The organism is Streptomyces sp. NPDC008238 (assembly GCF_042956445.1).
Taxonomy (GTDB): domain Bacteria; phylum Actinomycetota; class Actinomycetes; order Streptomycetales; family Streptomycetaceae; genus Actinacidiphila.
The window spans coordinates 24,459-38,256 of the sequence record NZ_JBIBGK010000025.1; the positions used below are offsets into that span (position 1 = coordinate 24,459).

The 13,798-nt window shown below is 74.7% G+C and carries 16 protein-coding genes and 1 pseudogene; 10 read left to right on the forward strand and 7 right to left on the reverse strand.

Going from position 1 to position 13,798, the window contains the following annotated elements; translation table 11 throughout:
* Positions 1-16 precede the first annotated feature (16 nt).
* Positions 17-304, reverse strand: a complete 288-nt coding sequence (locus tag ACFZAU_RS33475) for a hypothetical protein (protein WP_500555290.1) — start codon at positions 302-304, stop codon at positions 17-19.
* Positions 305-523: 219 nt separating this feature from the next.
* Between ACFZAU_RS33475 and ACFZAU_RS33480 the strand changes: the two genes are divergently transcribed.
* The gene (locus tag ACFZAU_RS33480) at positions 524-763 is read left to right on the forward strand and encodes a hypothetical protein (RefSeq protein WP_500555291.1); all 240 of its coding nucleotides are present in this window, start codon (positions 524-526) and stop codon (positions 761-763) included.
* A gap of 78 nt (positions 764-841) precedes the next feature.
* Here ACFZAU_RS33480 and ACFZAU_RS33485 read toward each other — a convergent pair whose 3' ends face one another.
* Positions 842-1,651, reverse strand: coding sequence for a DUF6597 domain-containing transcriptional factor (locus tag ACFZAU_RS33485; protein ID WP_500555292.1), 810 nt, complete (start codon positions 1,649-1,651; stop codon positions 842-844).
* Positions 1,652-1,726: 75 nt separating this feature from the next.
* Here ACFZAU_RS33485 and ACFZAU_RS33490 point away from each other — a divergent pair, with 75 nt between their 5' ends.
* The 3 genes from ACFZAU_RS33490 (at position 1,727) to ACFZAU_RS33500 (ending at position 5,077) form a co-directional block, all read left to right on the forward strand.
* Complete coding sequence (locus tag ACFZAU_RS33490; protein ID WP_500555293.1) at positions 1,727-2,311, forward strand: TIGR03086 family metal-binding protein; 585 nt, start codon at positions 1,727-1,729, stop codon at positions 2,309-2,311.
* 119 nt (positions 2,312-2,430) lie between these two features.
* Positions 2,431-4,452 carry an FAD-dependent oxidoreductase gene (locus ACFZAU_RS33495; protein WP_500555294.1) on the forward strand — a complete coding sequence of 674 codons (2,022 nt, stop codon included), beginning with the start codon at positions 2,431-2,433 and terminating at the stop codon, positions 4,450-4,452.
* An 82-nt stretch (positions 4,453-4,534) separates the two neighbouring features.
* On the forward strand, positions 4,535-5,077 hold the full coding sequence (locus ACFZAU_RS33500; RefSeq protein WP_500555295.1) for a PadR family transcriptional regulator: 543 nt from the start codon (positions 4,535-4,537) through the stop codon (positions 5,075-5,077).
* Between the two features lie 241 nt (positions 5,078-5,318).
* Here ACFZAU_RS33500 and ACFZAU_RS33505 read toward each other — a convergent pair whose 3' ends face one another.
* Positions 5,319-6,410: a PP2C family protein-serine/threonine phosphatase gene (locus ACFZAU_RS33505; protein WP_500555296.1), complete on the reverse strand. Its 1,092-nt coding sequence runs from the start codon at positions 6,408-6,410 to the stop codon at positions 5,319-5,321.
* Positions 6,411-6,561: 151 nt separating this feature from the next.
* Here ACFZAU_RS33505 and rpmG point away from each other — a divergent pair, with 151 nt between their 5' ends.
* Positions 6,562-6,726, forward strand: a complete 165-nt coding sequence (gene rpmG / locus ACFZAU_RS33510) for a 50S ribosomal protein L33 (RefSeq protein ID WP_018561168.1) — start codon at positions 6,562-6,564, stop codon at positions 6,724-6,726.
* Between the two features lie 50 nt (positions 6,727-6,776).
* Positions 6,777-7,034: a type B 50S ribosomal protein L31 gene (locus tag ACFZAU_RS33515; protein WP_500555297.1), complete on the forward strand. Its 258-nt coding sequence runs from the start codon at positions 6,777-6,779 to the stop codon at positions 7,032-7,034.
* Between the two features lie 24 nt (positions 7,035-7,058).
* On the opposite strand, the gene dhaM is transcribed toward ACFZAU_RS33515, so the two are convergent.
* The 4 genes from dhaM to ACFZAU_RS33535 form a co-directional block, all read right to left on the reverse strand.
* A complete protein-coding gene (dhaM, locus tag ACFZAU_RS33520; RefSeq protein ID WP_500463008.1) occupies positions 7,059-7,457 on the reverse strand; it encodes a dihydroxyacetone kinase phosphoryl donor subunit DhaM in 399 nt (132 codons plus the stop codon).
* A complete protein-coding gene (gene dhaL / locus ACFZAU_RS33525; RefSeq protein ID WP_499607409.1) occupies positions 7,454-8,125 on the reverse strand; it encodes a dihydroxyacetone kinase subunit DhaL in 672 nt (223 codons plus the stop codon). Before dhaL ends, dhaM begins: the two co-directional genes overlap by 4 nt.
* Before the next feature lie 22 nt (positions 8,126-8,147).
* Complete coding sequence (gene dhaK / locus ACFZAU_RS33530; protein WP_500555298.1) at positions 8,148-9,140, reverse strand: dihydroxyacetone kinase subunit DhaK; 993 nt, start codon at positions 9,138-9,140, stop codon at positions 8,148-8,150.
* 180 nt (positions 9,141-9,320) lie between these two features.
* On the reverse strand, positions 9,321-10,028 hold the full coding sequence (locus ACFZAU_RS33535; RefSeq protein ID WP_500555299.1) for a GntR family transcriptional regulator: 708 nt from the start codon (positions 10,026-10,028) through the stop codon (positions 9,321-9,323).
* A gap of 216 nt (positions 10,029-10,244) precedes the next feature.
* Here ACFZAU_RS33535 and ACFZAU_RS33540 point away from each other — a divergent pair, with 216 nt between their 5' ends.
* The 4 genes and pseudogenes from ACFZAU_RS33540 (at position 10,245) to ACFZAU_RS33555 (ending at position 13,761) form a co-directional block, all read left to right on the forward strand.
* Positions 10,245-11,009, forward strand: a complete 765-nt coding sequence (locus ACFZAU_RS33540; RefSeq protein WP_500555300.1) for a LamB/YcsF family protein — start codon at positions 10,245-10,247, stop codon at positions 11,007-11,009.
* Complete coding sequence (locus ACFZAU_RS33545) at positions 11,006-11,635, forward strand: 5-oxoprolinase subunit B family protein (protein ID WP_500555301.1); 630 nt, start codon at positions 11,006-11,008, stop codon at positions 11,633-11,635. Before ACFZAU_RS33540 ends, ACFZAU_RS33545 begins: the two co-directional genes overlap by 4 nt.
* The gene (locus ACFZAU_RS33550; protein WP_500555302.1) at positions 11,632-12,495 is read left to right on the forward strand and encodes a 5-oxoprolinase subunit C family protein; all 864 of its coding nucleotides are present in this window, start codon (positions 11,632-11,634) and stop codon (positions 12,493-12,495) included. The genes ACFZAU_RS33545 and ACFZAU_RS33550 overlap by 4 nt, the downstream gene beginning before the upstream one ends.
* 89 nt (positions 12,496-12,584) lie before the next feature.
* Positions 12,585-13,761 (forward strand): annotated as a pseudogene (locus ACFZAU_RS33555) (acyl-CoA dehydrogenase family protein).
* Positions 13,762-13,798: the final 37 nt, after the last annotated feature.

Genomic DNA, 13,798 nt, shown 5'->3' on the forward strand with positions numbered 1-13,798 from the left:
GGGTCCGCCGTCGGGGTCAGGCCGCCCGCGCCTGGCCCCGGGCCACGGCGCAGCGCCCCGCCGCCCACAGCGCCCCCGGCATGTTGCAGTCCGGGCCCACCTGGTGACGGTCGACGTACGCGAACAGCCGCCGCGCCTCGGCCATGTGCGCCGCGCACGCGAACGAGCCGTGCCCGGGCAGCCATTGGATGTGCCACCGGGCGGCCTCCCCGCACGGGTCCGCCGCGCCGGTGGCGACTCGGCCGCACGGCGTCATGCCGTCGACGGGGATCGGGGTGAGCCGGGGCGTGATGGGATCGGTCATGGGGCAGGCCTCCTGTGCCGCGTGAGGCGACGTGACCTGTGTGCGTGTGGGGGGATGGGGCCGTTTTGCGCGCACTCGATGTCGTTATGCCCCGCGGTGGCCGTCTCCGACGCATGTGCGAAGGTCAGGAGTTGGTAACCGACCGCGGCCCGGTCGGCCGGGCTGTGGTCGGCATTCGCCGTCGGCGTCACGCTCTTCTTGTGGTGGAACGTCTTCAGGGTGCGGCTCGAGGTCGGCCCGGCCGGGATCGTGGCCGTCAACCCGTGGGGCACCCAGCATCTCGCGCAGGACGAGGTGGTCGCGGTGCGACTGGGCGCCTGGGGAGCGGAGTTCCACCATGGGGACGGCTTCAAGACCAGGGCGTACGCCCTCAGCGAGCCGGCCGCTGGTACACCGCAGGCCCGGCGCTTCGCCGAACTGCGGGCCGTCATGGAGGCGGGTTCCGAGCGCGGCGAGTGACGCGGCGGGGTTCGCGGACGCCGCCATGGTGACGGCCCGGGCCCGGCGGCACCTGTGCGGGCCGTCGGTACCCGGCGCTCAGCCCGCGTAGGCGGTGGGCGGCACGCCGACGGTCGCGGTGAAGTCCCGGACGAGATGGGCCTGGTCGCTGTAGCCGAGTTCAGCGGCGAGGGCGGACCAGTCGACCGAGGTCCCGTACTCGGCACGCTCCAGGGCCTCGTGGATGCGGTAGCGGAGGATGACCCACTTCGGGCTGACGCCGACGTACGCCGCGAACAGCCGTTGCAGGGAGCGTGCCGACATGCCCTCGGAGCGGGCGAAGTCCTCGACCCGCAGGATGGTCCGGTCGTGCCGGACACGGTCGGCCAGGGCCGTCGCGAGGGCCGCCTGCGGGTCGGGCGCGGGGGAGAGCGACAGCAGGAACGCGTCGAGGGCGGCCACGCGGGCGTCCTCGTCCCGGGGGCCGAGCACCGCGCCCGGTACGGCCTCGTGGCCCGGCAGCGCGTCGTCGAGCGGGACCCGCCGGCCCGTCCAGTGGGACACCGGCACCGTGGGCGCGAACGGCCGGAATCCGCCCGGCCGGAACTGGATGCCGCAGACGCGTCCGGCGGCCTCCAGCTTCTGCGTGAACAGTTCCAGCCCGATGCCCGCGACCTCGCCGGCGTCCGGGGCGGTGCCGTGCCGCTGGAAGACGATGTTGACCGAGGGGTGCGGCACGACGTGCGAGGCGTACGGCTCGGCGAGGTCCCAGTCGATCAGCCAGTAGTGCTCCAGGTACGGCCGCAGCGCGGGCGCGGGCGCCCGGCGCCGGAAACGGACGCGGGCCAGCAGCTCCGGGGCGTCGACGATGCCCCGGGTGTCGCGGCGCGGGCTGTCCGGACCTGCCATACCCGCGATCCTACGGGGCGCCCCTGTCGCATTTCTTCAAGCCGCAGCGGCCTTCCGCGCCCTAGCGTCGGTGCCATGACGACGAGGACCAGTGAACTGCTCGCCACGGCCCGTGACCGGGCGCTGCCCCTGGTGCGGGCGCTGCCGGACGACGCCTTGGACGCGCCGACGCCGTGCGCCGAGTACGACGTGCGGAACCTGCTCAACCACCTCTTCCACGTGGTCGTCGGCTTCCAGGCCCTCGCAGCCCGGGAGGAGGCCGACTTCTCCGTCACCCCGGACCGGCTGTCCGCCTACGGCGACGGGTGGCGGGAGCGCTTCGCCAAGGAGACCGACCTGCTGGTCGAGGCCTGGGCGGCACCGGGCGCCGACGAGGGCGTGGCCGGGTCGATGAACCTGCCGGCGCGCATCGTCGGCGCCATGGCGCTGCTCGATCTGACGGTGCACCCCTGGGACCTGGCCCGGGCCACCGGGCTCCCGTACCCGCCGGACGCCGAGGGGCTGCGGGCGCTGGAGGAGCTCGTGGCCGCCATGGGGCCGACCGCCCGCAGGATGGGGGTCTTCGGCGAGCCCGCGCCGGTCCCCGCCGGGGCCTCCGCCTTCGAGGCGCTGCTGGCGGCCACGGGCCGCGATCCGCGCTGGAGCCGCCCGGCGGTGTAGCGGCGCGCGGACACGCTGGCGTAGCGCGGAACACTTTTGCAACTGGTTGCACAATCGGGCCGGGGTGGTCTACAAAAGTCGCGACGACACCGCGCGCCGCCGCCCGAGGAGACCCCGCGATGAGCCCGTACCCGCACCTGCTGAGCCCGCTCGACCTCGGCTTCACCACCCTCCCGAACCGGGTGCTCATGGGCTCGATGCACATCGGGCTGGAGGAGGCCGAGGGCGGCTTCGAGCGGATGGCCGCGTTCTACGCCGCCCGGGCCCGCGGCGGGGTCGGCCTCATCGTGACGGGCGGCATCGCCCCGAACGACCGCGGCCGCCCCTACCCGGGCGGGGCCCGGATGACCACCGAGGACGAGGCGGCGCAGCACACCGTCGTCACGGACGCCGTGCACCGCGCCGGCGGCCGCATCGCGATGCAGATCCTGCACTTCGGCCGGTACGCCTACCACCCCGGCCTGGTCGCCCCCAGCGCGCTCCAGGCGCCGATCAGCCCCTACGTCCCGCACGCCCTCACCGACGAGGAGGTCGAGGAGACCGTCGAGGACTTCGTCCGGGCGGCCGGGCTCGCCCGGCGGGCGGGCTACGACGGCGTCGAGATCATGGGCTCCGAGGGCTACCTGATCAACGAGTTCATCGCCTCCGCCACCAACCACCGCGACGACCGCTGGGGCGGCTCCTACGAGAACCGCACCCGCTTCCCGTTGGAGATCGTCCGCCGCACCCGCGAACGGGTCGGCCCGGACTTCGTCATCGTCTACCGGCTGTCCATGCTGGACCTGGTGCCCGGCGGCTCCACCCTGGAGGAGGTCGTCTCCCTCGCCAAGGAGGTCGAGGCGGCCGGCGCCACGATCATCAACACCGGCATCGGCTGGCACGAGGCGCGCATCCCCACCATCGCCACCTCCGTCCCGCGCGCCGCGTACACCTGGGTGACGAAGCGGCTGATGCGGGCGGTCTCGGTGCCGCTGGTCACCAGCAACCGGATCAACACCCCCGAGGTGGCCGAGCGGTTGCTCGCCGAAGGAGCCGCCGACATGGTGTCGATGGCCCGTCCGATGCTCGCCGACCCGGACTTCGTCGCGAAGGCCCGCGAGGACCGCGCCGACGCCATCAACACCTGCATCGGCTGCAACCAGGCGTGCCTGGACCACACCTTCAGCGGGAAGCTCACCTCCTGCCTGGTCAACCCCCGTGCCTGCCACGAGACCGAGCTCGTCCTGCTCCCCACCCGGCTGCGCAAGCGCGTCGCCGTCGTCGGCGCCGGGCCCGCGGGGCTCGCCTGCGCCGTCTCGGCCGCCGAACGCGGCCACGCCGTCACCCTCTTCGACGCCGCCGACCGGATCGGCGGCCAGCTCAACGTCGCGCGCAAGGTGCCGGGCAAGGAGGAGTTCGACGAGACGCTGCGCTACTTCCGCACCCGGCTCGCCGAGGAGGACGTGGAGCTGCGCCTGGACACCCACGTCACGGCCGAGTTCCTGGCGGACCGGGGCTTCGACGAGATCGTCCTGGCCACCGGCGTCACCCCGCGCACCCCGGAGATCCCCGGCGCCGACCACCCCAGCGTGCTCAGCTACCTCGACGTACTGCGCGACGGCGCCCCGGTCGGCGAGCGGGTCGCCGTCGTCGGCGCGGGCGGCATCGGCTTCGACGTCGCCGAGTTCCTCACCGACGGCGGTGAGGGCGCGAGCCGGGACCCCGAGACGTACTTCCGCCACTGGGGCGTCGACACCGAGTACCGCGGGCCCGGCGGGCTGCGGACGCCCGAACGGCCGCGGCCGCCGCGCACCCTTCACCTGCTGCAGCGCAAGACCACCAAGGTCGGCGCGGGTCTGGGCAGGACCACCGGCTGGATCCACCGCACCGAGCTCAAGCACCGCGGCGTCACCATGGTCGCGGGCGCTGTCTACGAACGCATCGACGACGAGGGCCTGCACATCACCGTGGACGGCGAGCGGCGCACCGTGCCCGTCGACACCGTCGTCCTGTGCACCGGTCAGGAGCCGCGCCGCGAGCTGTACGAGGCGCTGCGCGCGGTCGGCCACTCCGTGCACCTCATCGGCGGCGCCGACGTCGCGGCCGAGCTGGACGCCAAGCGGGCCATCCGCCAGGGCACCGAACTGGCCGCGGCCCTGTGACCTCGGCCCGGTGACCTCGGCCCTGTGACCTCGGCCCGGTGACCTCGGCCCTGTGACCTCGGACCGTCCGTAGGATGCGGGCATGTCGCTGCCGCACGCCATCCTCACCGCCCTGCTGGAGAAGCCGTCGTCGGGGCTGGAACTGGCGCGCCGTTTCGACCGCTCCATCCGCTACTTCTGGTCCGCGACGCACCAGCAGATCTACCGCGAGCTGGGCCGCCTGGAGGCGGCGGGCCTGATCCGGGAACTGCCCGCCGCACAGCCCGCCCGCGGGCAGCGCAAGGAGTACGAGGTGCTGCCCGCCGGCCGCGCCGAACTGACCGCCTGGGTCGCCGCCACCGAGGACCCCAGGCCCATCCGCGACCCGCTGCTGCTGCGGCTGCGCGCCGCCGCGGTCGTCGGGACCGACGGGCTCGCGGCGGAGCTGCGCCGGCACCTGGCGTTGCACGAGCGGCAGTTGGCGGAGTACGCGGAGATCGAGGGGCGTGACTTCCCGCCGGGGCGTGGCGGAGACGAGGACCGGCTGCGGCACCTGGTGCTGCGGGCCGGTATCGAGCTGGAGACCTTCTGGTCGCGGTGGCTCGTCGAGGCGGTCGCCGAGGTCGAGGGGATGGGCCGGTCCTGAGCGGCCCCCGGCGTCGTCGCCGGGCCCGCAACCGGAAGGGCGTCACATAGGTGCGGCCGCAGCCCCGGGCCGGGGAGCGGCGGGGCGTCCGTGGCTTCCGGCGGAGTTGCGCCGGCACCTGGTGCTGCGGTTGGGGCGTCCCTGAGCGCCGCCGGGGTCGGAGGCCGGGCCCGGGTCCGGAAATGGCGTCACATGGGTGCGGCCGCAGCCCCGGGCCCCGGAGCGGCGGGGCGTCCGTCCGTCAGCGCGTACGGCGCAGCGCCAGCAGTGCCGCGTCGTCGCCGAGGCCGCCGCCGCTCCAGGAGCGCAGGTCGGCCAGCACCCGGTCCAGCAGGTCGTCCGGGTCATGCTCGGGCATCTCCCGCACCCGCTCGGCCAGCGGGTAGAAACGGCCCCGCCGGTCCCGGGCCTCGACCACGCCGTCGGTGCAGAACAGCAGCAGGTCGCCGCGGTGGAAGGGGACCGTCTGTGCGCGGTAGCGGTCGCCGGTCAGGGCGAGCAGCCCGAGCGGCGGCGCCGGGGTCTCGGCCGCCACCTCGGTCACGGTGCCGTGGCGCCGCAGCAGGGGCGGCGGGTGGCCGCAGTTGACCAGCACGGCGGAGTCCCCGTCCTCCGGGACGGCCAGCAGCACGGCGGTGACGAAGTCCTCGCTGCCGCCGCTGCGGGTGAGCGCGCCGTCCAGCCGGGCGGCCACCGAGGCCAGCGCCGGTTCGGATCGGGCCGCGTCCCGGAAGACGCCGAGCACGTCGGCGGCGGTCTCCACGGCGGCCAGCCCCTTGCCGCGTACGTCGCCGAGCAGCACCCGCACCCCGTGGTCGGTCCGCACCACCTCGTACAGGTCGCCCCCGATGCGGGCCTCCGCCTCCGCCGCCACGTAGCGCACCGCGACGCGCAGCGGGCCGATCCGGGGCGGCGGCGGACGCAGCAGGGCGCTCTGCGCCGCCTCGGCGACGCCGCGCACCCGGGCCAGCTCCCGCTCCCGCCCGGTGATCAGGACGACGGCGCCGGTGCTGGTGAAGGTCACCGCGAGCACGGTGATCGCGGAGGCCACGTGGACCAGGGCCGGCACCCCGTGGTTCGCCGCCGCGAGCACGAAGACCAGGCCGATCGCGAGCGCGCCCGCCACCAGCGGGCCGCGGGCGCGGCGGGAGTGCGCACCGGCGAGCACCGGCAGCGCCGCCAGGACGGGGGCGAGGGTCGTGCGCGGGCCCGAGGTCAGGTCGAGGACCATGCACACGGCGATCAGCATGTAGGCCGACGCCAGGAAGCACAGCGCCCCGCGGGACAGCGCGAGCGGGGGCACCTCCGGGTGCTTGTTTGGGCCGCGGGCCATGGGTGCCAGCCCTCCTGTCGCCGGTGCGGGACACCCCTCCTCCATCTTCCCCGCACCGGACGGACGACGGCGGGAATGGACGCGACGGCCCCCGCGTTGAACCCCACGTCCGAAGAAAATGAAAACCATTGTGGACGCTGGAGGTCCCCGCATGGCACGCAGTGAGCAGCGCCCGGTGATCACGCTCCGGTCGACCGCCGGCACCGGCACGGCCTACGTGACCCGCAAGAACCGGCGCAACGACCCGGACCGCATGGTCCTGAGCAAGTACGACCCGGCCGTCGGCCGTCACGTGCCGTTCCGCGAGGAGCGCTGACACCGGCGAAGGCCGACGCCCCCCGTCCCTCCTGCAGACTGGAGCCCACCGTGCAGCACACGATCCACCCCGCCTACCGCCCGGTCGTCTTCCGCGACCGCGCCGCGGACCACGCCTTCCTCACCCGCTCCACGATGACCGGCGAGAAGACCGTCGTCTGGGAGGACGGGAGCACCTACCCGGTGGTCGACGTGGAGATCTCCTCCGCGAGCCACCCGTTCTACACCGGCAACGCCCGCGTGCTGGACACCGCCGGCCGCGTCGAGCGCTTCGAGCGCCGGTACGGCACCGGCGCCCGCCGGGGCTGACCCCGCCGGCGGCCGCGGCGCAGCTCAGGCCTTGCGGTACGTGTACGCGTCCTGGGCCGCCGCGGCCACCGCGTCCAGGTCGCCGCCCGCGGACGCGGTGACCACCGCGGCCACCGCGCCCTCGACGAACGGCGCGTCCACCAGCCGCGTGCCGGGCGGCAGCTCGTCCTCGTCGGCCAGCAGCGTCTTCACCGTGAGGACGGCGCTGCCCAGGTCGGCGAGGACGGCGACACCGTCGCCCTCGTCCACCGAGCGCGCGGCGGCGACGATCTTGGCGGCGTCGGTGCCGAGCCCGCCGTCCGGCGCACCGCCGGCGGCGGCCACCGGAACCTTGGCGCCGCCACCGCTCAGACCCTTCGCCATACGGGCCACCGTCTCGGCCACCTGGGCGCTGTGCGACACCAGCACCAGGGCGACCGTCATGCGGCGCCCTCCCGGGCGGCGCCGGCCAGGGCCCCCAGCAGGAGCGCCGAGGAGGCCGCTCCCGGATCCTGGTGCCCGATGCTCCGCTCCCCGAGGTAGCTCGCCCGTCCCTTGCGGGCCTGCATCGGCACCGTCGCCAGCGCGCCCTCGTCGGCGGCGATGGCGGCGGCCGCCAGCGCCTCCGCGAGCCCGGCACCCTTGTCGAGGGCGAACGACAGCGCCTCCACGGCCGGCGCCAGCGCGTCCAGCATCGTCTTGTCGCCCTGGGCCGCGCCGCCCAGCTGGGCCACGCCGTCGACCCCCTCCCGCAGTGCCTGCGCGAACTGCTCGGGCGCCACCTGGTGCGCGTCGCCCAGGGCCTTGCCCGTCTTGCGCAGCAGCGTCCCGTACAAGGGGCCCGAGGCCCCGCCCACCGTACTGATCAGCTGCCGGCCGACCAGCACCAGCACGCCGCCCGGGGAGTCCGGCGGCTCCTTCTCCACCGCGGTGCGCGCCGCGATGAAGCCGCGCCGCATGTTCGCGCCGTGGTCGGCGTCCCCGATGGGGGAGTCCAGCTCCGTCAGCCGGTCCGCCTCCCGCTCGATCACCGAGGCCGCGGCGGTGAACCAGCGGCGGAGGAAGGCCGTGTCGATCACCTGGCCCGCTCCGGTGGACGATGCCTCGCTCATCTCTCCCGCTCCTTGATCTCGCTCAGGCGCCCCAGCGCAGGGCCGGCGTGCTCACCGGCGCGTCCCACAACCGCAGCATTTCCTCGTCCACCTGGCACACGGACACCGACGCGCCCGCCATGTCCAGCGACGTCACGTAGTTGCCGACCAGTGTGCGGGCCACCGTCACGCCGCGCTCCCCGAGCACCCGGTGCACCTCGGCGTTGAACCCGTACAGCTCCAGCAGCGGCGTCCCGCCCATGCCGTTCACCAGGAGCAGCACCGGACCGTCCGGGCGGAGGTCGTCCAGGACGGCGTCGACGGCGAACTCCGCGACCTCCGCCGAGGTCATCATCGCCCGCCGCTCCCGGCCCGGCTCGCCGTGGATGCCGATGCCCAGCTCCAGTTCCCCCGCCGGGAGGTCGAAGGTGGGCGCGCCCTTGGCCGGTGTGCTGACCGCGGTCAGCGCCACCCCGAAGCTCCGCGAGAGCTCGTTCACGCGCCGCGCGACGGCCTGGACGCGCTCCAGCGGCGCCCCCTCCTCGGCCAGCGCGCCCGCGATCTTCTCCACGAAGAGCGTGGCGCCGGTGCCGCGCCGCCCCGCGGTGTAGAGGCTGTCGGTCACGGCCACGTCGTCGTTGACCAGGACCCTGCCGACCATGATCCCTTCGTCCTCGGCCAGCTCGGCGGCCATGTCGAAGTTCAGCACGTCACCGGTGTAGTTCTTGACGATGAACAGCACCCCGGCCCCGCTGTCCACCGCCGCGGCCGCCCGCACCATCTGGTCGGGGACGGGCGAGGTGAACACCTCGCCGGGGCACGCCGCGTCGAGCATCCCGCGTCCCACGAACCCGCCGTGCAGCGGCTCGTGCCCCGAACCGCCCCCGGAGAGCAGTGCGACCTTGCTCGCGACCGGCGCGTCCCGGCGCACGACCACCCGGTTCTCCACGTCCACGGTCAGCTCCGGATGCGCGGCCGCGAACCCCCGCAGCGCGTCGGCCACCACGGTCTCCGGGACATTGATCAGCATCTTCATGGAACGGCTCCGTCCAAAGGCAGGGTCTGGCGGTGCTGCGCTGTCACATCAGACTACAAATCTGCCGGGCCGTGGGCAGTCCCGATGACCGACGAGTCTCCTGTGCACCGTGCACAGGCCCTGGTCCGTGTCGTCACCAGCCTTCCCCCGGGGACGCCGCCGGGCCCGCCCGCACAAGGCCTATGGCCGGCCCCCGTCCGGGACGAGCGGCGCGCGGCGCCCGAGCAGCTGCGCCTCGGCCCGGTCGAGGTAGGAGGTCAGCAGCAGCTCCGCCCCCGCCGGGTCGGCCGCCTCCAAGGCGGCCAGGATCTCCCGGTTGCCGTCCAGATAGGGCTCGTGGAACTCCCGGGGGTCGTCCATCGTGTGGAAGGCGAGCCGGAGTTCGGCGAGCACGCCGGTCATCAGCCCGGTCAGCCGGGGGCTGTGCGCCAGGTCGACCAGCGCCTGGTGGAAGTGGATGTCGGCGGTGCCGAGCTCCACCCACCGCGCGCCGCCGGCGGCCCGTTCGCCCTCCGCCACGGCGTCCGCGGCCGCGGACAGGTCGTACGGCCCGGCCCCGAGGCCGCGGATCACGGAGCACTCGACCACCCGGCGCACCCGGTAGATGTCGGCGACGTCCGCGGCCGTCAGCACCCGGACGAAGACCCCGCGGTTGAGTTCGTGCACCAGCAGCTTCTCGTGCGTCAGCAGCCGGAACGCCTCACGGAGGGTGTTGCGGGACACGCCGAGCGCCCCGGCGACGACGTCCTCGGCGAGCTTGCCGCCCGGCGGCAGACGGCCCTCGGAGATCCGGGTGCGCAGCACCGCGGCGACCCGGTCGGCGGTGCTGGCGCGGGCCAGCAGCGCGCGGTCGCCCGCGAGGACCGCCGGATCCACCTCGGCCGCCATCGTCCCCGCCCCTCTCGCGCCGTGGGCGCGCCGCGGACCCGCGGCGCGGGCCCAGTCAATCCGAGAGCGGAGGAGAAGACAACGGGGCTCTTGTCGGATTGTTCAACAAGAATCTACGGTGATCGGACGCCGGGAAGCGTTCGCCCCGGCCCGCCGGACACCGCAGCTCGCGTCGCCCGACCGGACGCGGCCCTTCCCGAGGAGTTCGCCGTACCGATGACCGACCTCGTGATCGACCTCAACGCGGACCTCGGGGAGGGCTACGGACGCTGGGTCCTCACCGACGACGACGCCCTGCTGTCCGTGGTCACCAGCGCCAACGTCGCCTGCGGCTTCCACGCGGGCGACCCCGGCATCATGCGCCGGGTCTGCGACACCGCTGCCGCGCGCGGAGTGCGCATCGGCGCCCAGGTCTCCTACCGCGACCTCGCGGGGTTCGGCCGGCGGGCGATGGAGGTGCCCGCCGACGAACTCTCCGACGAGATCACGTACCAGATCGGCGCGCTGGAGGTCTTCGCCCGCGCCGCCGGGGCCCAGGTGGCGTACGTGAAACCGCACGGGGCCCTCTACAACAAGGTCGTCGTCGACGACGACCAGGCCGCCGCCGTCGCCGCGGGCACCCGGCGGGCGGACCCGGCCCTCCCAGTGCTCTGCCTGCCCGGCTCCGCCATGGAACGGGCGGCCCGGGAGGCCGGGCTCGACGTGGTGGGGGAGGCCTTCGCCGACCGCGCCTACACCGCCGCCGGCACGCTCGTCCCCCGCGGCACCACGGGCGCGCTCATCGCCGACCCCCACGAGGTCACCCGGCAGGCCGTCGCCCTCGCCCGCGACGGCGTCACCACGGCCCTGACCGGTGAGCGGGTGACCGTGCGGGCGCGGTCGCTGTGCCTGCACGGCGACTCCCCGGACGCGGTGGCCACGGCCCTGCGGGTACGGGCCGCGCTCGAGGACGCGGGCGTGCGGCTGGCGGCGTTCGCATGAGGGTCCTCACGGTCGGGGAGGACGCGCTCCTGATCGACCTGGCCACCCCCGAGGAGGCGTGGTCCTGGCACGCCGAGCTGCTGCGCCGCCGCGGCGAGGGCACCCTCGTCCCGGTGCGCGAGATCGTCCCCGGCGAGCGGACCGTGCTGCTGTCCGGGGTGCCGGACGCGGCGGCGCTGCGCGCCGAGTTGCGCGGCTGGTCCGTCACCGCCCGTCCGGCGGACACCGGGCCGCTCGTGGAGGTCCCCGTCCGTTACGACGGGCCCGACCTGGCGGTGGTGGCCGAACGCTGGGGCGTCGCGGCGGAGGACGTGGCCCGGGTGCACAGCGGCACCGAACACCGGGTCGCCTTCTGCGGGTTCGCCCCGGGCTTCGCCTACATGACCGGACTGGGAGAGCGGTACGGCGTGCCGCGCCGGGCCGAGCCGCGTACCTCGGTGCCGGCCGGCTCGGTGGCCGTCGCGGGCCCCTACACCGGCATCTACCCGCGGAGTTCACCGGGCGGCTGGCAGCTGATCGGCACCACGTCCGTCCGCCTGTGGGACCTGGAAAGGGAGCCGGCCGCGATGCTCGCCCCCGGCACCCGCGTGCGCTTCGTCCCCGCGTCCGAGGGGGCGGGCGCATGAGCGGGGGCGAGCTGCGGATCGTCCGGGCCGGTGCGCTGACCACCGTCCAGGACCTCGGGCGGTACGGTCACGCCGCCCTCGGCGTCGCCCGTTCCGGGGCCCTGGACCGCCCGGCGCACCGGCTGGCCAACCGCCTGGTGGGCAACGCCGACGACGCCGCGACGCTGGAGACCACGCTCACCGGGGTGGCCGTGCGGGCCGCCCGTCCGGCCGTCGTCGCGGTCACCGGCGCCCCGGCACCGGTCCTGCTCGACGGCCGCCCCGCGCCGTGGGGCACCGCCGTGCGGCTGCCGGCCGGGGCCGTGCTCGACGTGGGGCCCGCCACGCGCGGGGTGCGCAGCTACCTCGCGGTCGGCGGCGGCGTGGCCGTGCCCGCGGTGCTCGGCAGCCGCTCCACCGACCTGCTGTCGGGGCTGGGGCCCGCACCGCTCAGGGACGGTGACGTGCTGCCGCTGGGCCCGGCGCCCGGGCTCCCCGTCCACGCGGAACCGGCCCCGCACGCCGGTCCGCCGCGGGAACTCGTGCTGCCGCTGCGGCTCGGGCCGCGGGACGACTGGTTCACGGCCGCCGCCGTCCGTACCCTCGCGGCCGGCCGCTTCCAGGTGTCGGACCGCAGCAACCGCATCGCGCTGCGCACCACGGGGCCCGCGCTGGAGCGGGCCGTCCCCGGGGAGCTGCCGAGCGAGGGCATGGTGGTGGGCGCCGTCCAAGTGCCGCCGGACGGCAGGCCGGTGGTCTTCCTCGCCGATGCGCCGACCACCGGCGGCTACCCGGTGGTCGGCGTCGTCCCCGAGCGCGGCCTGGCCGCGGCCGCGCAGGCCGTTCCGGGGCTGCCGGTGCGCTTCGTGCCCCAACGCTGAAGCCGGTCTCGGCCCTTCCGAATTTCTGCAACGCGTTCTACTCTTGCGCCGTCGTCGCTCAGGGACGCGACCGGACCTCGGGAGGGGCCGTGCACCTGGACCACACACCGGAGCAGCAGCGGCTGCGCGCCGAACTCAGGTCGTACTTCGCCGGACTGGTGCCCGACAACGCCTACGCACGCCACTTCGACCGGGCCGCCGCCAAGCGCTTCTACCGCGACACCGTACGGCGGCTCGGCCGCGACGGCTGGCTCGGCGTCGGCTGGCCGAAGGAGTACGGCGGCCGCGGCATGACCCCGATGGAGCAGTTCGTCTTCTTCGACGAGGCCGCTCAGGCGGGCGTCCCGCTGCCGCTCATGGCGCAACACCGTCGGCCCCACGATCATGCAGTTCGGCACCGAGGAGCAGAAGGCGTACTTCCTGCCGCGCATCCTCTCCGGCGAGATCGACTTCGCCATCGGCTACTCCGAGCCCGACGCCGGAACGGACCTGGCGGCGCTGCGCACCCGCGCCGTGCGGGAGGGCGACGCCTATGTCGTCAACGGCCAGAAGATCTGGACCACCAACGGCGACACCGCCGACTGGGTCTGGCTCGCCGTCCGCACCGACCCCGGCGCGCCGCCCCACAAGGGCATCTCCATCCTCCTGGTGCCGACCGGCGACCCCGGCTACTCCTGGACGATCATCAACACCCTGGCCTCCCACGACACCACCGCGAGCCACTACGAGGACGTCCGCGTCCCGGTCGACCGCCGCGTCGGCGAGGAGAACCAGGGCTGGCGGCTGATCACCACCCAGCTCAACCACGAACGCGTCACCCTCGCCGCCCACGGCACCATGGCGATCCGCGCCTTCCACGACGTGCGCCGCTGGGCCGCCGACACCAAACTGGCCGACGGCCGCCGGGTCATCGACCTCTCCTGGGTGCGTGGCCGCCTCGCCCGCGTGCACGTCCGCCTGGACGCCATGAAACTGCTCAACTGGCAGATGGTCGACGCCCTCCAGCGCGGCACCCTGACCCCCCACGACGCCTCGGCCGTCAAGGTCTACGGCTCCGAGGCCCGTCGCGACGCGTACGCCTGGCTGATGGAGATCACCGGCGCCCTCGGCCCCATGAAGGAGGGCTCCGCGGGCGCCGTCCTCCACGGCGAGCTGGAACGCGGCTACCGCAGCGCCGTCATCTTCACCTTCGGCGGCGGCAACAACGAGATCCAGCGCGAGATCATCTCCTGGATCGGGCTGGGCATGCCGCGCGTGCGCAGGTGAGCAGGCGACCCGTCGCGGGGCCGGGCGCGTCCCGGAG

Coding starts and splice junctions, on each gene's coding strand:
- ACFZAU_RS33550 (WP_500555302.1), top strand. CDS start 11,632: ATGAGCGGGGGCGAGCTGCGGATCGTCCGGGCCGGTGCGCTGACCACC.
- dhaK (WP_500555298.1), bottom strand. CDS start 9,140: ATGAAGATGCTGATCAATGTCCCGGAGACCGTGGTGGCCGACGCGCTG.
- ACFZAU_RS33490 (WP_500555293.1), top strand. CDS start 1,727: ATGACGACGAGGACCAGTGAACTGCTCGCCACGGCCCGTGACCGGGCG.
- ACFZAU_RS33540 (WP_500555300.1), top strand. CDS start 10,245: ATGACCGACCTCGTGATCGACCTCAACGCGGACCTCGGGGAGGGCTAC.
- ACFZAU_RS33545 (WP_500555301.1), top strand. CDS start 11,006: ATGAGGGTCCTCACGGTCGGGGAGGACGCGCTCCTGATCGACCTGGCC.
- dhaL (WP_499607409.1), bottom strand. CDS start 8,125: ATGAGCGAGGCATCGTCCACCGGAGCGGGCCAGGTGATCGACACGGCC.
- ACFZAU_RS33485 (WP_500555292.1), bottom strand. CDS start 1,651: ATGGCAGGTCCGGACAGCCCGCGCCGCGACACCCGGGGCATCGTCGAC.
- ACFZAU_RS33475 (WP_500555290.1), bottom strand. CDS start 304: ATGACCGATCCCATCACGCCCCGGCTCACCCCGATCCCCGTCGACGGC.
- ACFZAU_RS33535 (WP_500555299.1), bottom strand. CDS start 10,028: ATGGCGGCCGAGGTGGATCCGGCGGTCCTCGCGGGCGACCGCGCGCTG.
- rpmG (WP_018561168.1), top strand. CDS start 6,562: ATGGCACGCAGTGAGCAGCGCCCGGTGATCACGCTCCGGTCGACCGCC.
- ACFZAU_RS33505 (WP_500555296.1), bottom strand. CDS start 6,410: ATGGCCCGCGGCCCAAACAAGCACCCGGAGGTGCCCCCGCTCGCGCTG.
- ACFZAU_RS33500 (WP_500555295.1), top strand. CDS start 4,535: ATGTCGCTGCCGCACGCCATCCTCACCGCCCTGCTGGAGAAGCCGTCG.
- dhaM (WP_500463008.1), bottom strand. CDS start 7,457: ATGACGGTCGCCCTGGTGCTGGTGTCGCACAGCGCCCAGGTGGCCGAG.
- ACFZAU_RS33495 (WP_500555294.1), top strand. CDS start 2,431: ATGAGCCCGTACCCGCACCTGCTGAGCCCGCTCGACCTCGGCTTCACC.